We start from the raw sequence: 23,560 nt of genomic DNA, 5'->3' as shown, positions 1-23,560 counted from the left end.
AGGCAAAGCAATGGCATTTTGCAAAAACGATAGAACATAAAAGGTCTCTTATTAAGGGACCTTTTATGTGTTGACTTATAACTTGGTAACCTAAAGATGCTATTATTAAAGTTACTCCTTCCCTGAAAACAAGTAGCTAAATTCTTTTTTCATTCACTACACTTTCACAGGTTTACCCGACATATAATAATTCAATCCATCAGTGGCTTCTGAGTTTGTAGAAGCATCATACTCAACTGAGAACCTATCAGGATCAGCTCCAGTCAGGTGATATAAGGCTCTTGAATTGAGTTTGCTATATCCATAAAAATACACTTGATTTTTATCCTTGGCATAATATCTTTCAAGAAGTGTAAACGTAGCAACATCTGCGTCATCTACCTTTACAAGAGGTTCCGGATTCTCATATAAAAGGAGATACACATAATTTTTATCTTTGCAGAATAAGTAGTCTCCATTCTTTACAACTTCAAAGCTCGGCAGATCAACTGGAATATTAACCCGTTTATTAAAAATAAATATCGAAGCTTCATCGATTGCGATTCCTTCTTCTAAAAACCTGAACTTTTCAGGATTTGCTTTTGGTAAAATTGTATTGCCATAATAAACGTGGTCTCTGTCCTTTCCATAGATACTCTTTATTTGCTGAAATGTCCCTACATCACATCCTTCAATTTTCTTTGCATTGTAATACACATTCGCTTTGTCTTTCCAATATATTGTTGCATGCTTTTCCAATAAATCCTCTCCAATTCCTTTAATGGGTTCAAAAGTCATGGGATCAGCCTCTTTCACTATCTTCCCCATGTAAAAAACATGTTTAATGTCTTTGGCATAAAACTTATCATCTGTAATGACAGAAAATGATGCAGGATCAGTTACAGATATTTTATTCCCATCATAAAAAACATAAAAATCATTCTTAAAATATCCATCATTCTTTATGCCCCTACCCAGATTAATAAGCATTCCTGGAATACCATATAATAAGACAATGATGCCGGAAACAACTGAGACTCCAAAAAGCCATACCTTTACATCCATTCCCCAGAAAGGAAAATCTATGAACTTAAGTACTGCAAAAACAATAACCGGATAGCTCAATATAAGCGTTGCAGATAACAATGATGATCTGCTATTCCGAAAATCTGCAGCTGCAATCATCATAGGAGACATCATAAGCGCTGCGGGCCAGGGAATCAGAATTAAAGTGATAAAGATATTTATTGCTGTCGACACGGGTATTTAGATTTAAAATTCAATTTACTATAAACAAACGACTACATAAAAGTCTGATATTATCTTTGCTTGACAAACCGAGGTGCAACCGAATTTACTTGATGCCAATACTCAAGGCATTCTTCTTAGAACCTCTTTCAGATAATTCCGAATTACTTCATCTTTTATATTCACTTCAACTTGATTGCTGGTACCCGAAATAGTTTTGCTATCTTCTTTCCTGCCCCTTCGAATTCTCAAATAATAATACCGGTGCAGTGCAGATGAATTATAAAAAACGATTTCATTAAAATCCGAAATGGTAGTATCGCAAACAATATTTCTGTCGTTTGAGGGGTTCAGGTAAACATCAAATTCTGAAAATTGATAATGAGGATTATTATTAAACCTGTTGCAATAAAATTTTCTATCCCCTTTTTCAAGGATAAAATCAATTATCCTATTAAATTCCGATTCTGTAATCAGATCACTTGCAAGAATAAAATTCTCAAGCATTTATAATTATAATAGTTTTGAATAATAATAGAATTACAATCTATACCAGCATTACCTCCTTTTTGGATCAAATGGTTTTCAATCAATTTTAAAATTAGATTCTTTATCGAAATATATATGGTTTATATTTTATTGGAATGACCTTCCACATCAGCCATCAAAGTTAGTCTCTATGAAACTATATCATAATCTAAACAGCGTAATAAAAGCTTCAGGTCTATCAACCTTACGTCACATTAATGTCTGTTGTCACAATTTATATATAAATCACGTTCTTTTGAATCCAGGAAAATTATATTCGGACATCCAAAAGAATGCGATTCAAAGCCAAAAACAACTTGAGGTTTATCTTTAAAGAGATACCCTGTCCATTGTTCTTTCAAATCATCATTATTTGAATGCTCTATTCCAAAATTTAATGGTACCATACTTGTTCCTTCACTTTCACTAAACGCTCTCTCCATAATTAGATTTTCGCCTTTTCTGTCTAGTACTATTAAAAGCCTATGAGCTAAATAAGAACCAGTACTTATTTCCATATACTCTTGAATATAATAGCGATATAGTTCAGAATTGTATAGGTATGCATTACCCTTTTTCAGGTCGAGCTGTCTAAACACATTATTCGCAATATTGCTTTTCTGTACTGGGAACTCTTTAATATCTATTCTTTCCCAACTAATTGGCCTCATCTGTCCGAGGATAAAAGGATTTTCCTTTCCGACATATGCTAAAGAATAGTTGAGATACTTATCAAAGCCTGTCAGGGAATCCTTGTTTATCTCAAAACCAATCATGTAATCGTACTGACTACAAGGACAATCACTTTTATCCACATATACACTAAGATAAGCAACTACATTTAATTTCTTTACTGGAAAAGAAAATAGCACATCATTTGAATAGTCATAAATAAATACGCTGTCGTCTTTTGAAATTTTTGTTTTAGAAAGAAATCTGTTTCTGTATTCTGAACTTAATTTAAAATATTGAAGGTTATTTTTATTTACATCTTCAAAATTTGGAATAGCAAGTGAGTCTGCATGTTCGCTTAATGGATATATGTCGGAAAGTGATATGAATCCAACTTTTAGTCCTATGTTTGATTCTAAATCTCGAAAATAATATAAGTCTGACTTTTGAATAACTATTTGTTCGTTTGCATTAAAATCACTTTGGGGCGTGGTCGGTTGCTCAGCTGGCTGAACTGTCATAACGGTTTGCTCTTCTTTAGCTTCTTCTTTGGTTTCAATGCACGATGTCAAGTTGAAAATCGTTAAACCTAAAATTATAATTAGTTTTTTCATTTTAAAAAATTGTGTCGTTACAATGTCCCCTAAGTATTTATCCCTCCTTAAATGCATACATTTTTCATTTATCTGATGCAAACCAACGGTTCATAATCGTTCTAATTACCTTTTATACTTAATTATGTGCTCGATTTTTATCTTTATTCAGAATGATCCAAAGTAGCATTGCAAAAGCAAGGGTTAACAGTGTGAAAAATTTCTCAAAAATTGTTTCTGCTAAAATATTCCCAATAGTGTTCAGACCAAATAGTATTATAAAAATCCATAAAATGATGTCAACTACTTTCATCGACAAATATTCTTTTACATATCTTCCCTTTATTAACAGAATTGAAAATAGCAAGAGGTTAATCAAGATAGATATAGTTTCAAAAACATACATTTCAATATCACTTTTCAACCTTCCTCCCCAAGTGATTTCATATGGAATCAATTTTACTATTATGCTTAGATGAAAAAGCATTACGAAAACCAATAACCAAAGCATAATTTTAATTGCAGTTTTAGAATTCATTTTTTTTATTTTAGTCATATGTCACACAACTATTAGGTATCACAAGATACATATATTTTCCCTTTTCTAATATGTTCAAATTGATAAATGAACTTTAATCCATCTTATATCGAAAAAATATATACATAAATATCATAAGTTTTATTACAGTCAGAACTAAGCAAGAAAGAGTTAATTATCTACGTCCTTTGTTAAGAACCCCTATTTTATTGAACAAAACCACTTTATCCATTGATATTGACCAGAGTTGAAAGTCATCTTTACCGAGAATATTTTTTATTACCTCTCCCATTTCCTCCTTTTTAATCTTCCTGGAAGTTGTACGTCTGTGAATTAGCAATACATCTTTGTCTGTCAAATAACTTTCAATCATTTCATGAACTAAGTTAAATTTAATTTGACTATCTGTACCAAAATGAATCCACTCCTTGTCCCATTTAATCAAAGAGACTAGATAATTTGCTGCGTTATATAATTCTCTTGAGTCCATTAATTTCTTTACTTTAATAAGCTGTGGTTTCGGACCTTTCGATCCGAAACATCATTCAACAGAGTATGAATTTATATATTTCTGGCAAGTTCATAAAATGTCAAGTCGAAAGACATGAACACTACTGGAAAAACTGCCTTTTGGCAATATTATGCCATTATCAATACTATTGTATTAACTGAAAATAATTCCTTTTACCAATTTTAATCTTTACAGGAAGAATATTCAAACTAACGATGCTATACATATCCATAATCTTACTACCGTTTATAGTTACACTTCCTGCCTCAATAAGCCTTTTCAGATTTGAATTACTCTCTGACTGTTTAATTATTTTACAGAGATCAATCAATTGAATCTCTTGTTTAGAATGCAGGACAGCGATTGTTGAAATAGAAATTTTGGAAAACGTCTTTTCTTCAAAACTCTTTTTTTGAAACTGATTTTCAAAAAATTCCAGAGCCGAACGAGCCTCTTCCAATCCATGGTACTGCTTCACTACATTAAATCCTATTCTCTTTTTAAGGACCATAGGATTCAAGCCATTATTCAATTGTTGTATATTATCATTTTTCTCTTCATCTGTAAAATCAGTAACCAGCTTCAGATATTCCAAAATAAGAGCATCCGGAATAGACATGATCTTTCCAAACATATCATTCGGATGATCCGTAAGTCCGATAATATTATTCTGCGATTTGCTCATCTTCTCTGATCCATCAGTTCCTTTCAGCAAAGGCATACATAAAACAGCTTGCTCGGTTTTTCCAGCACCTTCCTGAAGCTGACGTCCGACTGAACAGTTAAACAGCTGATCTGTTCCACCCATTTCTATATCTGCCATAATTTCAACTGAATCATAACCTTGTAGTAAAGGGTATATAAGTTCATGTAAAGCAATAGGAATCCCTTTTTCAAACCTGCTGCTAAAATCATTTCTATGCAACATCTGAGCAACTGTAGCCTGGGATAACAGTTGAATAGAATTTGATAGATTCATTTTGTCAAGCCATTCTGAATTGTATCTTATGGAGCATTTATTTATATCCAGGATCTTTGAAAGCTGAATAACGTAAGTCTGTGCATTTTCTTTGATCTGCTCTTCATTTAATGGTAGACGGGATTTATTTTTCCCTGTAGGATCACCAATACGCGCTGTAAAATCACCAATGATAATAACAATAAGATGTCCCAGATCCTGAAACTGTCTGAGCTTTTTTAATACCACCGCGTGCCCTAAATGAAGGTCCGGAGCAGTAGGGTCAAATCCGAGTTTAACAACTAGCTTTCTGTTTTGTATTTCAGCTTGCTTTAATTTATCATCCAATCCGTTTTCAGGAAAAATGATCTCTACATTTTCTTTTAATATAGGATTCATAATATATAGATTATTTTGGTCAGGATAAAAACAAAAAAGCCCCCGACAGGTCGGGGGCTTTTGAGTATATTAATGATTCTTTATGCTCATTTAATTATATAGCAATCCCCGGCTCTGACTATCAGATAATAGTAAGCATAAGTATAATAGGATTGCATTAAATTATTCATGTTATTTCTTTAGTGTAAACTAAATTAAATCATTTTTTTCTATTAAGCAAAACTCCACAAATTAAAGTTTCATTGAAAATCTATATAATAGTAATCTAGTAGGATCACCCTTCATATTCCCAGCTATTCCGATATAAGTAATTCCCTGATATTTCCATGAAAAGATGACTTTACCTTGTAAAATATTTTCTCCCACTTCAAGTGTGCATAAGAGGATACCTGAGAAAACCTCTAAGTAATATGATTTTACCAATAAGAAATAAGTTTCCTTACAAGATCCGAATAGCTTTCAGAGCTATTATATTGTTGATTCATTTTATTATGCAGATATACCTTAATTAAGGTTTAACCCGAAATAATAATTTTACCTATTTGATTTCAAATGTAATGAATAACCGTTTTATGTAACAAAAGGCACAGAATATGATATCCTTAATTGATATCTTTTTTTAAACCGATACTTTATTTAATTTTAAGTCGAATTATTTCAATACATGGTACAAGGTTTTTTCAATCGGTTAATCATATGGATCATCCTGCCGGTAATTCTAATTTCCCTTTTTTATGTTTGGAGAAGACCTCACCAGACCATTTCCATAATTCCCTACACAGCTGACACTGCGAACTTTTTAATATATTCTTACTCTGATTCTCTGAAATCTTCAGAGAAAGCATCAATGGTATACGATATTAAAGTAAATGATACTATCATTTCATATAGTTATAAACTTGGAGAGGGGTACCTGTTTCCATATGCCGGAGTAACTTTATTTGCCAAAGACAATTCATTCTTTGATCTCACTTCCTATGATAATTTGGAAATGAACATTGAGGCAACTTCAGGCAAAAGACCACAGATAATTCTCGGAGTTTATGTAACGGGTTTTACCAATCCGGAAAAGACTCTTACTTACAGGTATATTGTAAAAGATATAGATCTGAAAAAAGATCAGAGCAGATATACTATTCCTTTGGATAAATTTATTACTCCAACATGGTGGTATGCGGAAAACAACGTTTCCGAAAAGGATTTTAAATCACTGGAATTAGATAAGGTAAAAATTATAAATATTCAAAATTGTCAATTGCTGGGAAAAAATATTCCGGACACTATTAACATAAGTGAATTAAAGTTTACCAAAAATGCCTTTTTGTTTTATCAAATTACTGCAATTGTTTTAATCTGTTATTATCTTACAATAAGCTTCATTGTTTATATCAGAAAAAAACCAAAAGAACAGGTTCAGAAAGTTGAGATTCAATATACTCCTGTTCAAATAACCAGTCAGTCCGGTCAGGATCTGCAAAAAGTAATAAATTTTATTTCTAGCAACTATCAGGATTCTGAGCTTTCGCTAAAAAAAATACAATTGGCAACAGGCCTTTCTGAAAATAAAATATCTTCATTGATTAAAGATTCATTTAGTCTTTCTTTTAAACAATATCTCAATAACCTACGCCTGAATGAAGCAAAAAGACTATTAATGGATTTAACTTTGCCGGTCTCTGATATTGCTTATAAAGTTGGCTATGGTAATATTTCACACTTCAACAGAGTATTTAAAGAATCTTTAGGACTCTCTCCAAATGATTATCGTAAGAAAAATAAAGTCCAGCTATAAATGGTACAACACTCTAAATTCCAATAAATTACAAAAACCCACAAAAAAATCTTATTTTTTGCAAAGTCTCAGATTGCAGCCCTACCCTAAGCTTCAATAAACTCAAATACAACAACTTAATACTTTTACAAAGAAACTGACAATTTCTGCAAACTAATCTTAAAACACCTGATAATCCACGTATTAATAAAAAGCAAAAAGTATATCTTTTTTTACAAATCCAATTTAATAATTACCAGATAGTTTTGCACTAAATCAATATCAAATCATATGAAAACACATGCAAAACTTTTATCAGTAATTTTATTAATCATGCTTGGCTTTTCGTTCCAGTCCTCTGCTCAGCAATCTATTGTAAGAAAATACGGTCAGCTTTCAGTCAATGGGAATTACATAGTAAGCCAATTTGGAGATACAGTTCAGCTAAGAGGTATGTCTATGTTCTGGAGTCAATGGATGGGACAATATTATACAGAACAAACACTTACCTGGCTACGTGATGATTGGAAATGTACAATTGTGAGGCTGGCAATGGGAGTAGATGAAGACGGAGGTTATAAAGAAAACCCCAATGAGTTATTTAAGATTATTGATATGGTTGATGCAGCTATAAAGCTTGGTATGTATGTTATCATCGATTATCACAGTCACCATGCGCATAAAAATCCAGAACTCGCAAAAAAGTTCTTTTCAACCATGGCAAGAAAATATGGGAAGTACCCTAATGTCATTTATGAAATTTATAATGAGCCATTACAGGATACTTATTGGAAATCATCAATCAAACCTTATGCAGAACAGGTTATAAAAGCCATACGAGAACATGATCCTGATAATATTATAGTTGTAGGAACCAGACAATGGTCTCAGTTGGTAAGTGAAGCTGCTGAAGATCCTATACAGGATAAGAATATTGCTTATACCCTACACTTTTATGCTGTTTCTCACGGACAATATTTAAGGGACGAAGCAGAAAAGGCAATGAAAAAGGGTGTCGCATTATTTGTCACAGAATTTGGTACTTGCGACTATTCCGGAAATGGTAAATTCGGAGCAGAAGAGACTAATGAATGGTTTGCTTTTCTTGACAAATATAAGATAAGCTGGTGCAACTGGTCTGTCGCTAATAAAAAGGAAACTGCATCTATATTACTTCCGGTTTCCGAAATTTCTCACTGGTCTGAAACAGACCTTACTCCATCTGGCCAGTTTATCCGAAATGAACTGATCCTTAAGAATACCCCCCTTCTTAAGCGGAAAAAATAACTTTATAAAACTTGAAACGGCGGGTCTTTTCCATTAATCTTTAGGAAAAGACCCTTATTTTATATGCTTCCTCCCTTTCAGACATACTTAAATCAATTTCTTGAATTAAATTTTAATTTTTCATGTACTCTTCAAAAATATTATAGACCTTCATCCGTCAATAGATTTACACGCATATAGTTTTTCTGATGAGTATATTTAAAAAAGCAATGATTTTATTATTATCGATCTTCCTGTTATTAACACTTGCCGTAGTAATCATATTTCAGCAAAAATCTTTTGGTAAAAATCCCTCCGGTGCACGCCTCGAAAAGATTAAACTATCACCTAACTATAAAAATGGCAGTTTTCAAAATCTTTCAGAGACCCCAATGATGTCTGATGAAGGCTCCTATTGGAAGCTAATTAAGGAATATTTTTCAAAGAAGCAGAATACTGAACCTTCAGCTATCATACCTTCTGTTAAAACAGATTTAAAAGTTCAACCATCTCAAGAACCATCAATTGTCTGGTTTGGCCATTCCTCTTATTTTATTCAAATAGATGGATTAAATATTTTAGTAGATCCGGTTTTTAGTGAACGCACCTCACCAGTAAAATATGTAGGTTCAAAAAACTACCCTGGCACATCGGTCTATTCTGTGGAAGACTTTCCTCTGATTGATATCCTTCTCATTAGTCACGACCATTATGATCATCTGGATTTTGAAACTGTAAGTAAACTGATTTCAAAGACAGGAAGAATAATTACTCCGTTGGGAGTCGGTGAACATTTGGAGTTCTGGGGTGTACCACAAAATAAGATATCTGAATTTGATTGGTGGGAAGAGACTAATATAACAGACAAGATAAAATTGGCCATTACACCTGCAAGGCATTTCTCAGGAAGAGGAATACTAAACAGAAATCAAACATTATGGGCATCTTTCGCCCTTATTACTCCAACTCACAGATTATTTCTTGGAGGAGATTCCGGATATGACAAGCATTTCAAAGAAATAGGTAATAAATATGGTCCCTTTGATATCGCAATTTTGGAATCAGGACAATACAATGAAATGTGGCCATACATTCACATGCTTCCGGAACAAACAGTACAGGCGAATATCGATTTGAAAAGCAAAGTTTTGTTTCCCGTCCATTGGGGAAAATTCACACTAGCATTACACGCCTGGAATGAGCCAGTAGAAAGGGTTTTGAAATATGCACAAAAGACAGAAGTGAAGGTCACCACACCAATGATCGGAGAAAAAGTAATAATTAATAAAAATTATCCTGTAAACCACTGGTGGACTTTAAATCTACCAGCGGCTTTAAATGAAGAAGTTTTAAATAAAGAATAAAAGCTCTGAATTATAATCAGAAGCCTCTTCATTCTAAACCTACAACTTAGAGCCATGCATTTAATTGATTTTTTAGTTAATTTTATCTTTACCCGAACATCATAAATTACAGAACAATAACAATTTCTCCATATCCTGGTTTGAATAACCCAAACAAAAACTTGTTAAAATCCTTTATTTTCTGAAGATTACGAGGTAATTTAATTTGATAAACTCATCATTTCCGGAAGTGAATACTAAAGCATATAAACTTTTATTGCTATTTGTATTTTGTCTGATATCAACCTTAAAAGGCCAGGACGACCAGCAGGGCCTATTGCTTGCCCCAGCAAAATCAGGTGGATTATGGGGGTTTATTAACCCCTCAGGAAACTGGGTTATAGCTCCTCAATATGGTGAAGCCAATAATTTCCATGACAATGTTGCTGAAGTTGTTCAATATACCAATGACGACATCAAAAATGGATTTATTGATAAGAATAACAATTGGGTAATCCAATTACCCGAGTTTAACTTTTCGCACTTTTCAGAAGGACGACTGGCATTTCTTGAAAACGGACTTTATGGATTTATGGATTCAGTAGGAAAAAAAGTGATACCTGCTCAGTTTCGCTTTTGCAGTAACTTTGAAAATGGAAAAGCTATGGTTGTTTTCAAAAGCGGAAAGGCAGGCTATATCAACAGAGAAAAAAAACTTTTGATCTCTCCCCGTTGGGACACAGCATTCAATTTCCAGGAAAATTTTGCTATTACAGGAAAAAAAACGATGGATGGTAAATTCCTTTATGGAGTCATCGATAAAACAGGAAATACGCTCGTACCCTATCAATACAGTTGGATAACAAACTTCAGTGAAGAAAAAGCTTTTGCCAATCAGGGGGGAGTATATGAAAACGGAAGAATCAATGGAGGCACCTGGATGATTATCAATATGAAAGAGCTTACCATATTACCTCTTAAAGATACCACCCTCATTGTTGAAATTGATAATTATAATGAAGCATATTCCAATCTGCTCAAATTCAAAAATGATGTTGCATGGTTTCCAGGAAGGGTAAATGGCGAAATATTATACGGTTTAATTAACCCCTCCGGCAAATGGGTAGTCAGACCAACCTATAAAGTAGTGAACAAGATAAATGAAGGCCTTACGGCTATTTTTATTAATGGCAGAATGGGCTTTATTGACCTTAAAGGAAAAGAAATCATACCATGTAAATTTGAATCTGCAGGAGCCTTCCATAATAATCTGGCATGGTTTAAGGAAGGTAAAAAATATGGATTTATTAATAAAAACGGAGAAGTCGTTATCCCACCCAAATTTGAGGATGTACGCGATTTTATGCTAGTTAAATAGCTTTACTTTCCATCTTCTTTAATTTGTTTTATTCTTTTTCGGATTAAAGATTTAACCTCATTCAATCTCAATATTTTTTCATCAAGCAGAGCTATCCGGCTTTCAAACAATTCTATTCTTTCTTCATTTGTTAGCGTTTTATTGGCCCAGGCATCTATTAATTCTTTAATTTCCTGTAAGGAAAAGCCCAGATACTTTGCCCGCTTTATGATTTCAAGTCTCTCTATAATTTCATTAGAATACTCTTTGTAGTTATTATCTCGCCTTTGTCTTTTATTGATTTTTATCAATCCTATCCTTTCATAATATCTGATGGTATCTCTGGAAAGGCCTGTTAATACTGAAATTTCACCAATAAGCATTCTGTCTTTTTTTCCCAAATCTAAAAATTTTCCTTGACCATGGAGTAGACTCCAACGTTATCTTTGTTTTCACATCCGGATGTTATGCGCAACATACCAATGTTAAATTAATTGATTTATTATGAATGAAAATAAGATTAAATGGAATAGCTCCTTATATGATACTAAACATCAGTTTGTATCCGAATTTGGAGAAGACCTTGTAACACTTCTGAATCCGAAAAAGGGAGAACATATCCTTGACCTTGGGTGTGGAACAGGTCAGCTGGCAGCAGCTATAGCAGCTTCAGGAGCTCTTGTAGAAGGAAGTGATCATTCTGAAGATATGATCAGGACTGCTATAATGACCTACCCTCACATCCCGTTCCGTGTTGAAGATGCAGAAGCAATGGATGATTATATGAAGTATGATGCTGTATTTTCAAATGCCGTATTTCACTGGATTGCGAATCCACAAAAAGTCGTATGCAATGTATACAATGCACTGAAACATGGAGGACGTTTTGTTGCTGAATTTGGTGGAAAAGGAAATGTACAGCAGATATTAAATGCATTGAATAATTCATTTATTGCCAGAAAACACACCGAAAATTCAAATATAAAATTCTGGTATTTTCCCTCCATAGGTGAATTTACATCTCTTCTTGAGAACTCAGGTTTCAGAGTTATTTATGCTGTTCATTTTGACAGACCAACTGAGTTGACAGATAATGTAAATGGTGTAAAAGACTGGTTCAGAATGTTTGGCGAAAAGTTCTTTAAAGGCCTTTCTGAGCAAGAGATTGAAGGTGTTCTTGACTTAACCCAAAACTCTTTAATGAGCAGATTATTCCGGGATGGGAAATGGTTTGCAGACTATGTGAGAATAAGAATAATTGCAATCAAACAGTAAATAAAAAATCCCGGGATTAGATAAACTTAAAAGTCCCGGGATTTAATTTGAAGTTCTATTTAATCTTTGAAACTTAAGCCTTCACATTTCATGGCCTCACGAAGTTTAGGTATAGCTGTAGGACCAATTCCGTGAAGCTTCAAAATTTCTTTCTCACTATATTGTGATAATAGTTGAAGTGTATTAATTCCTTTTCCTTCCAAAGCACGCCTTGCCGGAGCAGAAACTAAAGAAAGAAAACCACTATCGGGCTTGCGCATTTCTTCACATACAGGGCAAACAGGACAATCACTTGTCTTATAATATTGATGCCCCTCCCTGCAGGTTCTCAGTTTTTTTTCTGAAGCAGACATGGTTTATATGATTTTATTCCAGAGCAAGACAAAGCGTTTTAAACATATTACCTTCACTAATAATACAACCTCTTTGTGTCATTTCAAAAATTTCAATTTCTCTTTTTTTCTGATATTTTTTCTCTGAAGTGTACACTTTTAGTCCATCCGGAGGACTCACCATGGCTTTTTTAATATACTCCTGAGAAGTAAAATCTGCGTCCGAATCTCCATCTGCTTTCATTCCTACCAACACCAATTTATCTTCCAGACATTGAAATGTGATGATTTCTTTTTTCTCTCTATACTCAAGATACTGTACATTTCTCATGATCGTTTCAAAAACCATATCGCTAAAAAGCTCTATAAGCCTTTCAGCTTTAGTTGGTTCTTCATTTTTCATTCGTTCCCAGTCTTCGGCAGCAATACCATTTACGACCAGGTAATTAACAAACTCTTTTTCCATTTCCTGCAGCTCTTCAAGACTCAGGAGTCTGTATTCTGACATTAATTTTATTTATTTTTATTGAAGTAACACATTATCTGTCTGAATATAATCAGGCTTTAATTCTTCCGCAATCTTCAGAATTTCATCTTTGCTTTCCAACGTCCAGATTTCGATTTTAAGACCTTTTCTGCGAAGTAATTCCATATTTTCAACTGTCAAAGTATTTGGTCCACCGTACTTATAGGACAAGCCTGTATATCCGGCCTTTAATGCCTTGCGCATTCCCTCATAGAAATCACCAAAAGTGGTCAGGTAAGTCTCTACACCAGTCCTGTTTTTCTTGATTCTATTCAAAAATACAGCATTTTCACACTCTACAAGAATATAATTTTGCATACTATAGGCCTTCACAAGATCGCTTATTTGATCTGCTAACCGGACCATATAGGAAGTTGTATTAGAATATGCTGTAGGTAACCAGGATTTTACATCAAGAGAAATCTTTTTATTAAGATGATGATTTCTATGATATTGAAAGACTTCTTCAAGAGTAGATAACTTATATGGCTGAGTCTGACAAGCTATGAATGTTCTGATTTCATTGTCAGTTTGACCAGGAATTCTGGATTTGTCTTTACCATTGCATTCATAGAAAAACTCATCATGAAAAAGCCAGATAGTATTGTTTCGACTTAACTGCAAATCAATTTCAATCCCTTCAGTCTGTTCAAAACCATAAATAGCAGCTTCTATTGTATTTTCCTGAAACGGTCCTCCCCCTCCACCACCTTTATGAGCCAAAATTTTTGTTTCCGGAGCAGGTAAAGGGCGATCCGGATATGCATCGACTTCTTTTTTACACTGACTAAAAATGAATAAGCTAAGAATTATAGCTATTGAAAAATATATTCGTCTCATGATTGGTAAAAATCTCAGACGAATTTATCTAAATTTTAATTAATTTTCAGCCAGCATTTCCTTTTAAATCTAAGTACCATTAGAAAACATTTTATTTAATGACCTTAGTAAATAGATCGCTTTCAGGATCTATAGCAGAACCATAAAATCCAGATAAATTTCCCTTTTCATCAATCACATATTTGCAAAAATTCCAAACCGGAGCTTGACTATTCCACCCATTTTTGGAGGGATCCATCAGCCAGGAGAAAACCTCATTTTTATCTTGCTCAAGTACAGAGCTTTTCTTAAAAAGAGGAAAAGAAACCCCAAAATTGATTCTGCAAAAACTATCTATTTCCTGATCAGATCCGGGCTCCTGACCTCCAAAATCATTTGCAGGAAATCCAAGAATTACCAGGTTATTTTTATTTTTCTCATAAACCCTTTCAAGAGCATCATATTGAGAGGTATAACCGCAATTTGAGGCTACATTAACCACAACAGTCTTTTTTCCTTGAAATTGATTCAGTAAAATCTCCTGCCCTTTGTTGTCGATAGCCTTTAGTGAATAAAATGAAACCGGCGCACTTATATCCTCTTCATTACTAAGCACTTTTGCTTTAGCCTTATCCTTTTTAGATAATTTCATAATTAAAGGATAAAGCCATTTTGTTATTTTCTGCCTGATAGTCATAAAGTTATATACTAAAAACAATTAAATAAGTTCAATATAGAAAATGGAATTTCCATAGCCAATTTTTGTCCAATTTTATACTTATAATTTATTATTCGTAGATTTTTTTTGAAAAAGTTAAGAAATAAATAATGCGATGTTTGTGCCTAACTTCTATTTCAAGATCATATAAAAAACGCTAAATTCTTTCGAATTTTCAACTTTTTAATAAAATAAACAATTGGTAAAGTTGCGCCTCAAACAACAATGTAATATTTTGATTATCAATTATTTACATCCATAAAACATTGTTTTTATGAAATTAAATATCCAAATTAGTATTGTAATCGGAACAAAGACCCTATGAATTTTATAATTAATGCATTTAAAGCTGAAGAATCCAGAGACAAGATATTAGGTGTTCTACTATCTGAGTTGTCGAAGATTTCTAATTATAAGAAATTTAACAATGATATTATCGAAGGTATATTTCTGAATAAGAGAATTAAGACGTTAGCCATAGAACATCCACGCATGCACACCAGCATGAATAGATTAAGATTGAAGAACAAAAAAAATAATTTCCCTATTATAGAAGTATTCTTTGATCATTTTTTAGCAAAAAATTGGGAAAGTTTTTCTAATGAGCCATATGATATTTTTGCTGCCAGAATTCATAATGTATTAATTAAAAATCTCACGGTTCTACCCAACAGTACTATTTCAAAATTCCCGGAGATTCTTTCGAAGTCATGGTTAGACAATTATAAAACCATTGAAGGTGTTCATACCATTATCAGAAAACTCACCCATGCCTCCAGAGTCGGAGTCAATTCAGAAGAAAGTATATTTGACCTGATGGAAAATTACAGCACCTTTCAGAATGATTTTATGTATTTTATGAAAGATATTGAAAAAGAAACGTTTGTTAATTTCGAAATCACTGAGTTACAGCAGAAAATATATGCTTAGGTATACAGGGAATCAATTTTAAGCATCTGCTTCTTTATGGAATCTTTTCCTGATTTTTAAAATAATATTATCAATAGTTTCATAGACAATCGGCACAAATATCAATGTTAAAAACATTGAACTGGTTAATCCTCCGATAAGTACCCATGCCAGGCCATTTTTAGCCTCTGATGCAGCCCCGGATGCAAGCGCAATAGGCATCATTCCGAGAATCATTGTTAAAGTTGTCATGAAAATAGGCCTTATCCTTTCTCTTCCGGCTTCAATCAGCGCATCGAAGGTATTGACCCCCTTTTCTTTCATATTATTGGTAAAATCAACCAGGAGAATGGCATTTTTAGCTACCAATCCCATCATCATAATCATACCCAGAATTGAAAATATATTCAGGGTTTCCTTAGTAAGAGCCAATGCAAGCAAGGCCCCTATAATGGCAAGTGGAATTGAAAACAAAACCACAAAGGGATATACATATGAATTATAAAGTGCAACCATGATCAGATAAACGAATACAATACCAATCATAAAGGCTAATAAAAGACTAGTAAAAGCCTCTGCCTGTTGCTCAAGCTGCCCCTCATAGGATAAGCTTATACCTGCAGGTTTTTTAAGTCCTTTTACCTTTTCCTGAATTTCATCGCCTACTGTACCTACAGGTCGGCCAACTACATTTGACTTTACTGTAACAGATGGAATACGATTGTTCCTCTCGAGTTTGGATGGCCCTCTGCTTTGCTGAATTACCGCAAACTGAGTCATAGTTATGAGTTCTCCTCTTGAATTACTAATAGTAAGTCGTTTTACATCATCAACATTTCTTCGGTCAAACTGATCTAATACTATCTTGATATCATATTCTTCATCAGCTTCCCGATATTTAATATCGGTATTTCCAGTAAATGCTGTCATTAGCGTTCCCCCCACATCTGCAACTGTCAACCCTAATTTAGCGAGTTTATCTCTATCAAGTCTCACCTCCAGTTCCGGGTTACCCTCGTTCACTGACAAATCAGGATCACTTATTCCCGGAATTTTCTTTATTGTGGTTAATATTTCGTTTGCATATGACATTACACTTTTAAGATCAACACCTCTTACTACAATCTGAATGGGGAGATCGTCTGCAGCACCGGTAAGACCAGTGGGAGTAGATGTAACTTTAATACCGGGAATTTGAGAAATCTCATTTTTAATTTCATTCGCAAATTCATCCACTGTAATAGTCCTTTCTTTTTTATCAGTCATAATGACAGTAAGCTGTGAAATATTATTGGCTGGTTGATTAGAGCCCAAGGTAGAAGACTGGCCCACAGTAGAAAACACCTTTACGACAACAGGCTTTTTCAGGATTATTTTTTCTACCTGACTTGTAATCTGATTTGTATTATACAATGTACTGGTCTGATCAAGCTCAAGAGTAACAACAAACTCTCCCCTGTCACCTTCTGCAATAAAAGTGCTTCCGATCAAACCCAGCGGTATCAGAGAAAATGAGGCTATAAGCATCAATGCAATGATGGAAGTCACAATAAGCCTGTGTTGCAAAGACCACTTAAGAAGCTTTGTATAATTTTCTTTTAAATCTTCAAATTTATTTTCAAACCAGTTATTAAACCTTCCAAATAAAGTCTCATTGGAAAACTTAAGTACTCTGGAAAATCTCGATGCCAACATAGGAGTCACCGTAAAACTAACGAATAAGCTCATAAGTGTGGACACCATGACTACTATAGAAAACTCTCTAAGAATGTTCCCTATTAATCCTCCAACGAGTGAAAGCGGCCCGAATACAACAACATCAACAAGTGTAATAGATAATGCTGTGAATCCAATTTCATTCCTACCTTCAAGTGCAGCAGTTCTTTGATCACTACCCATTTCAAGATGTCTATAGATATTTTCCAGCACCACAATAGAGTCATCGACAAGAATACCTATAACCAGTGATAAAGCCATTAATGTCATCAGGTTAAGTGAAAAATTAAAAATATACATTGCAATAAAAGTGGAAACAATGGACAGTGGAATTGCCACCATTACTATTGCCGCATTTCTTATACTGTGAAGAAACACCAGCATTACAAGGGCCACCAGAATAACTGCAAACATAAGATCTTCAAGTACAGAATGTGCGGCGGCAAGAGTAAACGTGGATGTATCTGATGAAACAATAAAATTAAGATCTATATCTTTATACTCTTCCTGAAGGCCCTGAAGCATTTTTTTTACTTCTTCCGAAACCTGTACTGTATTGGCATCCGTCTGCTTTTGAATTAAAACTCCAATGGAACTTTTGTAATTGATACGACTTAAAGTTTCAACCTCTTCCGTTGCATCTGTAACCTCTGCAACATCGGATAATCTGACAAGTCCTCCGTTTTTTCCTGATAATACAACGAGATTAGCCAACTGATCCAGAGACTTTACCTCTCCCTCTACTCTTAAATCAAACTGATCCTTCTTTGCTTTTACTTCACCTGCAGGCACTTCCTGATTACCAGCCTTAATAACGTTTACAATCTGAGAAAGAGAAATACCATAAGCTTCCAACCTTTGCCTTTTCACATTAACCATTATCTTCCTCTTTTTACCACCTACAAGTGTTATTTGCCCCATACCAGGAATCTTTGACAGCTCTGGACGAATACGATCATCCATGAGCTGATAAAACTCCATTGGTGATAATTTTGAAGATGCACTGAACTGTAAAATTGGAAGGTCATCAAAGGAAAATTTATTTAAAGAAGGAGTTTCTGCATCGTCAGGAAGTGTCGACAACACAGAGTTTATCTTTCTCTGTGCATCCTGAAGGGCAATATCTACATTGGCATCATTGGTAAGCTGAATGGTAATAAAGGATACTCCTTCCTGAGATATTGAAGCAATCTTATCCAGATTTTCAAGCGTAGCCACAGCATCCTCCAAAGGTTTGGTAACAGAAGTTTCCATTACTCCTGGAGAAGCTCCCGGGTAAAGTGTAACCACAGAAATAACAGGCATTTCAAACTTGGGGAACAGGTTATAATTCAGCCTTTGATAACATATAATACCTACAATCGAAAGCACTGTAAATATTACAACGATCAAAGTCGGCCTCTTTATAGCTATTTCTGTAATCGACATATTATTGACCTATTATCTGAACAGGTGTTTTGTCTTTTAAATTTATTAATCCTGTTTTTACTATCTGATCTCCATCTTTCAAACCTTTGGTTACTTCAACTTTTTCAGGAAAGGACTGTCCTATTTCTATTGATCGTAGCCTCGCAGTATCTTTTTCAATAATATAAACCTGAGGATCATCAACACTTCCGACAAGAGACTCTCTTGGTATCACTAAAGGGTTTCCTTGTGTCAGAATACCAAAAGCAACATTAACAAATGTTCCGGCTTTCAGAGGGTTATCCTTTGGATTCTGAAACCTGATCTCAACATTATAATTATGAGCATCATCTCCTGTAGGACTTATGAAAGTAATGATTCCCTGAAAAACAGTATCGGGGTAAATATTGGTTCTAATTTTAACTTTATCATTAAGCTTAAGCTTATAGGCATCTTTTTCTGCAACGGCTAAGTCAATCTTTAAGGAAGACACATCTACAATTCTTGCAATCTGATTACCGGCTAACACAGCAGATCCAGGCTCTACAAACCTTTCTGTAATCATCCCCTTAAAAGGGGCTCTGATCGAAGCATTGGATAATTTCTTTTTATCCTGCTGAAGGTTGAAATCTGCTGTTTTAAGTGCAATTTTGGCTTCTTCAAGCTGCTGCTTCGTCACAGCATTTCCTTTGTATAGCTTTGTATATCTTTCAACATCCTTTTTCGCCTTTTCCAACGCAAGTTCTGATTTATTAACTGCCGCTGTCTGCTCTTTACTTTCCACTTTAGCTAAAAGAGCTCCTTTCTCTTTTACATCACCTTTCTCAATTGGAAGATCTATAATCTTACCCTGAACTTCTGTTATAACAACAGTAGTTTTATTTGGGATAATAGTCCCTAACAATTGCAACTCTTCAGAAATATTTTGCCTGATTACTTTGTAGACATTTACACTTACTTTTGGAGAAGTCGTTGTTGTCTGTTTAGATTTATCAATTTCTCTCTTATTGCTGCAAAGCCTCAACACAACCACCACAAAGATTATTGCTAATACAATAATTAATACGTAGCTTCTCTTCTTTGTCATCGTTCTTGATATTAACTATTTCCCAATCCACTTAATAACTTCACTGATTTTACCTTGAGACTTTGCAAGCTCCAATCTGGCCAGGTATGCGTTAAACAGAGATGTTATGTAATTTACCTGAGCAACTTTCAAAGAGTTCGTCGCATTAAGAAAATCAGAATAAGCTCCAACACCCTCCTTATAAGACAATATTTCACTATCATAAACAAGCTGTGCAAGCTTTATATTTTCTCCTGCAAGCCTTATATTATCCACAGAGGTATTAAAATCATCAAAAGCATTGGACAACTCTATATTGATCTGCTGCTCCAATCTTGATAGACTGATTTCCATTTTTTTTAACTCAAGCTTATACTGCTGTACCTGAGAACTTCTCTTGAAGCCACTGAAAACGGGCACTGTGAGCCTTAATCCTACGACCTGACTATTAAACCATTCCTTCTTCCAAAGATTGAACTCTTCCGAAAATGACTGATACTGATATTTACCAAAAGCCGTGAGTTGTGGTTGATACTCAGAAGTATATTGTTTCACTTGAAGAGCTCCCAATTCTCTTTTGGTCTGCATCAGTTTATAATCAGCTCTTTTCCAGTAATTCGGCTTATCGGGCAACTCTTCTAACTGAAATAATGCAGTAGTATCTGTATTTACAGTTGCAATTTCTACTTGTTCGCCTACCGGCATTCCTATCTGAAACTTTAATTGATTTAAAGAAGCCTTGACAGCTCTTTGAAGTGTCTTTAATTCAGTAAGCTGATTGCTATAATCAACATATACCCGATCCCTATCTGCTTTAGTAGCCACATCGTTTTTAAACTGAAGATCGACAATTTGAAAAAGGTTCTGGCTTTTCTCGAGATTAGATTTTTGAACTTCCACTCGTTGAACAGAAACAAGATATTGAAAGTATGATTTGCTTACATTGTAAATAGTATTTTCAATAACCTGTTGAGAAGACTGGCAATAATAAACCCTGCTTACCTTTGATGCTTTCAGCCCTACCCAATAGGATCCCATATATATAATCTGATCTAACTGAGCATAAGCAGCACTTGTGTACTGTACTCCGAAACGAACAGGCACAATGGCACCTGCTGGAGCACTTCTGTCAAAAAATATTGCAGGCAATGCAACCAAAGGTATTTTGATATTATCATCAAATGTGCCATATACATTTATCTGAGGGTAGCCAGAAGCGGCTGTCTTTCGTATATTTTGTAAAGCAATCTCTTCATCAATATGAGCTGAAAGAACATCTGTATGATGTACCAATGCATAGTCTATACATTGAGAAAGGTCCATAGTAGTTTGACCAGATGTTAAGTTTATAGTAAGCGAAAAAGAGACAATGCATACAAAATAATTTAACTTACTGATTCTTAAACTTCTCTTTAAGGGAAGAATCAGATGAAAAAAAACAATTTCTGTAAATATTGTACCTGCCTTACCTATATACATCAGAAAAACTGAGGGAATTTTATTTTTTATTTATAATCGATCTGACTTTTGACCTCTATCGATGCATTGCTTCAAATAAAAGTTAGAACTTTTTATTCCCGATTGAATACTAATACATTTTCCCCCCTTAATGTTTATAGAATTTATGGCAACCCGATTAATTTCTAATATTAATGCAAAACGTGTTATAAAATTTACCTTAAATTATTTCAATAAAGTGTCGGAAAATTACTATCTTCATAAGTTGATAATGAGCTATGAGAGTCTAATGAAGTATTTCAAACTACTATCCTTCTTTTTGCTATTTTCTCTCACTGGACAAGGCTTTTCCAGCAGTGTTTTTATTTTGAATGAGAATACAACTGATACAAGAGAGGACAGTATTTTCACTTATTTTAAGTTTTATAAAGACGCTTCAAATCAACTATTTGTTAATCAACTGAGGCAGAAAAACTTTCAAACCTACAACCACTATCAATCAAGTGAATTTGACAAAAACTCTACCTACTGGTTCAGGATTGAAGTTTCTAATAAATCAGAGGATCAAAAGGAATGGTTCTTTGAAATACTTGATCCTCATATACAAGCCATAAATGTTTTTGTCATTTATGGAAATGACACCACTCATTTTTCAAAAACTGGCTATCTGGACGAGTTTTCATCAAGAATTTCGAAACATAAAAACTTTATATTTCCTATTAAGTTTTATAAGGATGATAAGGCTACAATCCTTTTTTCAATAAAAAATAACTATTTCACTCGACCGGACATATGCATCCGAACTCCTCAGAAATTCCTGGATTACGCCTTAAGTGAATATTATTACCTCGGTATTTTCTATGGTATCCTACTCATCATGTCCGTCTACAATATATTCATCTATTTTTCAACAAGAGAAAATGTCTATTTATATTATGTAGCTTACGTAGTATGCTATTCTTTAAATTCCTTTTCAGAAGACGGTCTTGGTTTTCAATATGTGTGGCCTGATTTTCCAGGATTCAATGAGTTGATACAATATGCTCCGATATTGCTCATTACAGCGTTTGTATTTTATTCAAAAACCTTCCTTTCCCTTAAACAATATGCACCTAAGCTAAGAAAAGGGATTGACATTAGCCTTATCATTTACTGTATTATGTTTTGCATAAACAATTTCTTTCTGCAGATTTCATGGATAAGGTACTTTTATCTCCTTCCTTTTATACTGATATTCATAGCTGCAATTACTGCCACCAGAAAGGGAAATAAGTCTGCTAAATATTTTATTCTTGCTTTCTCATTATTCCTGATATCGTTTTCAATTTTTATATTAAGAATAAACGGATTTGTTGCAACCAATATCTATACGGTCTATAGTCTTAATTTTGGTTTCCTTCTTGAAGTAGTGTTGTTCTCTTCAGCTCTAGGACAAAGATTAAAAATTGAAAAGGAGGAGAAAACGCGCATTGACAAAATGCTCATTATGCAGTTGCAGGAAAATGAAAAACTTAAAGATTCAATAAATCAAGAACTGGAGCTTAAAGTTAGAGAAAGAACAGAAGAAGTCAACAGAAAGAACAGGGAACTGGCTATTGCCCTTTCCAACCTTGAAGAAAAAAGCAAACAGATAGAGGAACTGAATAAGCTTCTGGAAATTGACAACAAAGCCTTAAACCAAAACATCAAAGATATTACCAAGGCTCGTTTGATGCTCAAAGATGTTACACTTGAAGAGTTTCAAAAGATATATCCTGATGAAGAGAGCTGCTTTAAATATTTGTCAGAAATTAAATGGACCAAGGGATATATTTGTAAAAAATGTAGCAATAAAAATTCATCCGCAGGCAAAACCCCATACTCTAAAAGATGCACCAAATGCGGTTATGATGAATCTGTAACTACATATACCATCTTTCACAATTCAAAACTTCCTATTACACAAACATTTTATCTGTCGTATCTTGTATTAGCCAATAAGAATATTTCATCACATGAGTTATCCGAAAAACTTAAATTAAGACAAAAGACTTGTTGGGCATTTAAGAAGAAGATTATAGATTCAATTAATAGTTCGGGAACAGGTAAATTGAATTCAAAAGATTGGGGCAAGATATTTTATAATAGCAATACAGCTAAGGAGCAACCCCGTCCAGCTTAATCCTTACATT

The 23,560-nt window shown here is 34.0% G+C and carries 21 protein-coding genes; 7 read left to right on the top strand and 14 right to left on the bottom strand.

What is annotated here, in order from left to right:
• Positions 1–156: 156 nt before the first annotated feature.
• The 6 genes from MYP_RS12940 to tyrS all read right to left on the bottom strand — a co-directional run bounded on the left by MYP_RS12940 (position 157) and on the right by tyrS (position 5,426).
• Positions 157–1,239, bottom strand: coding sequence for a DKNYY domain-containing protein (locus tag MYP_RS12940; RefSeq protein ID WP_156140567.1), 1,083 nt, complete (start codon positions 1,237–1,239; stop codon positions 157–159).
• Between the two features lie 111 nt (positions 1,240–1,350).
• The gene (locus MYP_RS12935) at positions 1,351–1,734 is read right to left on the bottom strand and encodes a hypothetical protein (protein WP_045464149.1); all 384 of its coding nucleotides are present in this window, start codon (positions 1,732–1,734) and stop codon (positions 1,351–1,353) included.
• A gap of 236 nt (positions 1,735–1,970) precedes the next feature.
• Positions 1,971–3,041, bottom strand: coding sequence for a hypothetical protein (locus tag MYP_RS12930; RefSeq protein ID WP_045464146.1), 1,071 nt, complete (start codon positions 3,039–3,041; stop codon positions 1,971–1,973).
• A gap of 118 nt (positions 3,042–3,159) precedes the next feature.
• Entirely contained in the window at positions 3,160–3,558 is a 399-nt protein-coding gene (locus MYP_RS12925) for a hypothetical protein (RefSeq protein WP_045464637.1), read from the bottom strand.
• Between the two features lie 175 nt (positions 3,559–3,733).
• Positions 3,734–4,048 (bottom strand): hypothetical protein, encoded by a 315-nt coding sequence (locus tag MYP_RS12920; RefSeq protein ID WP_045464143.1) that lies wholly within the window; start codon positions 4,046–4,048, stop codon positions 3,734–3,736.
• A 166-nt stretch (positions 4,049–4,214) separates the two neighbouring features.
• Positions 4,215–5,426 (bottom strand): tyrosine--tRNA ligase, encoded by a 1,212-nt coding sequence (gene tyrS, locus MYP_RS12915; protein ID WP_045464140.1) that lies wholly within the window; start codon positions 5,424–5,426, stop codon positions 4,215–4,217.
• 847 nt (positions 5,427–6,273) lie between these two features.
• On the opposite strand from tyrS, the gene MYP_RS12910 reads away from it, so the two are divergent.
• The 4 genes from MYP_RS12910 to MYP_RS12895 all read left to right on the top strand — a co-directional run bounded on the left by MYP_RS12910 (position 6,274) and on the right by MYP_RS12895 (position 11,184).
• Positions 6,274–7,218, top strand: coding sequence for a helix-turn-helix domain-containing protein (locus MYP_RS12910; RefSeq protein ID WP_197060078.1), 945 nt, complete (start codon positions 6,274–6,276; stop codon positions 7,216–7,218).
• 270 nt (positions 7,219–7,488) lie between these two features.
• The gene (locus MYP_RS12905; protein WP_045464133.1) at positions 7,489–8,484 is read left to right on the top strand and encodes a glycoside hydrolase family 5 protein; all 996 of its coding nucleotides are present in this window, start codon (positions 7,489–7,491) and stop codon (positions 8,482–8,484) included.
• Between the two features lie 188 nt (positions 8,485–8,672).
• A complete protein-coding gene (locus tag MYP_RS12900) occupies positions 8,673–9,827 on the top strand; it encodes an MBL fold metallo-hydrolase (RefSeq protein ID WP_045464130.1) in 1,155 nt (384 codons plus the stop codon).
• Positions 9,828–10,056: 229 nt separating this feature from the next.
• Positions 10,057–11,184: a WG repeat-containing protein gene (locus tag MYP_RS12895; RefSeq protein WP_197060077.1), complete on the top strand. Its 1,128-nt coding sequence runs from the start codon at positions 10,057–10,059 to the stop codon at positions 11,182–11,184.
• 2 nt (positions 11,185–11,186) lie between these two features.
• On the opposite strand, the gene MYP_RS12890 is transcribed toward MYP_RS12895, so the two are convergent.
• On the bottom strand, positions 11,187–11,564 hold the full coding sequence (locus MYP_RS12890; protein WP_052430176.1) for a MerR family transcriptional regulator: 378 nt from the start codon (positions 11,562–11,564) through the stop codon (positions 11,187–11,189).
• 103 nt (positions 11,565–11,667) lie between these two features.
• Here MYP_RS12890 and MYP_RS12885 point away from each other — a divergent pair, with 103 nt between their 5' ends.
• Positions 11,668–12,438 carry a class I SAM-dependent methyltransferase gene (locus MYP_RS12885; protein WP_045464124.1) on the top strand — a complete coding sequence of 257 codons (771 nt, stop codon included), beginning with the start codon at positions 11,668–11,670 and terminating at the stop codon, positions 12,436–12,438.
• Between the two features lie 59 nt (positions 12,439–12,497).
• Here the strand turns inward: MYP_RS12885 and MYP_RS12880 are convergent, their stop codons facing one another.
• The 4 genes from MYP_RS12880 to MYP_RS12865 form a co-directional block, all read right to left on the bottom strand.
• The gene (locus MYP_RS12880) at positions 12,498–12,791 is read right to left on the bottom strand and encodes an RNA polymerase alpha subunit C-terminal domain-containing protein (protein ID WP_045464122.1); all 294 of its coding nucleotides are present in this window, start codon (positions 12,789–12,791) and stop codon (positions 12,498–12,500) included.
• Positions 12,792–12,804: 13 nt separating this feature from the next.
• Positions 12,805–13,278 carry a DUF6495 family protein gene (locus MYP_RS12875; protein WP_045464120.1) on the bottom strand — a complete coding sequence of 158 codons (474 nt, stop codon included), beginning with the start codon at positions 13,276–13,278 and terminating at the stop codon, positions 12,805–12,807.
• A 15-nt stretch (positions 13,279–13,293) separates the two neighbouring features.
• A complete protein-coding gene (locus MYP_RS12870; protein WP_045464118.1) occupies positions 13,294–14,136 on the bottom strand; it encodes a glycerophosphodiester phosphodiesterase in 843 nt (280 codons plus the stop codon).
• Between the two features lie 91 nt (positions 14,137–14,227).
• Positions 14,228–14,767: a glutathione peroxidase gene (locus MYP_RS12865; protein WP_045464634.1), complete on the bottom strand. Its 540-nt coding sequence runs from the start codon at positions 14,765–14,767 to the stop codon at positions 14,228–14,230.
• A gap of 387 nt (positions 14,768–15,154) precedes the next feature.
• Between MYP_RS12865 and MYP_RS12860 the strand changes: the two genes are divergently transcribed.
• Positions 15,155–15,763 (top strand): acyl carrier protein phosphodiesterase, encoded by a 609-nt coding sequence (locus MYP_RS12860; RefSeq protein ID WP_045464115.1) that lies wholly within the window; start codon positions 15,155–15,157, stop codon positions 15,761–15,763.
• Between the two features lie 18 nt (positions 15,764–15,781).
• Here MYP_RS12860 and MYP_RS12855 read toward each other — a convergent pair whose 3' ends face one another.
• The 3 genes from MYP_RS12855 to MYP_RS12845 are packed head-to-tail and all read right to left on the bottom strand — an operon-like array spanning position 15,782 to position 21,254.
• On the bottom strand, positions 15,782–18,886 hold the full coding sequence (locus MYP_RS12855) for an efflux RND transporter permease subunit (RefSeq protein WP_045464112.1): 3,105 nt from the start codon (positions 18,884–18,886) through the stop codon (positions 15,782–15,784).
• 1 nt (position 18,887) lies between these two features.
• On the bottom strand, positions 18,888–19,952 hold the full coding sequence (locus MYP_RS12850) for an efflux RND transporter periplasmic adaptor subunit (protein ID WP_045464109.1): 1,065 nt from the start codon (positions 19,950–19,952) through the stop codon (positions 18,888–18,890).
• A gap of 15 nt (positions 19,953–19,967) precedes the next feature.
• Positions 19,968–21,254, bottom strand: a complete 1,287-nt coding sequence (locus MYP_RS12845) for a TolC family protein (RefSeq protein WP_197060076.1) — start codon at positions 21,252–21,254, stop codon at positions 19,968–19,970.
• 301 nt (positions 21,255–21,555) lie between these two features.
• On the opposite strand from MYP_RS12845, the gene MYP_RS12840 reads away from it, so the two are divergent.
• A complete protein-coding gene (locus MYP_RS12840; RefSeq protein ID WP_197060075.1) occupies positions 21,556–23,550 on the top strand; it encodes a 7TMR-DISM family protein in 1,995 nt (664 codons plus the stop codon).
• Positions 23,551–23,560 lie beyond the last annotated feature (10 nt).

This window comes from Sporocytophaga myxococcoides (assembly GCF_000775915.1).
Taxonomy (GTDB): Bacteria; Bacteroidota; Bacteroidia; order Cytophagales; family Cytophagaceae; genus Sporocytophaga; species Sporocytophaga myxococcoides_A.
The sequence above is the reverse complement of the archived record's forward strand: the minus strand, read 5'-3'. Positions and strand labels throughout refer to the sequence as shown.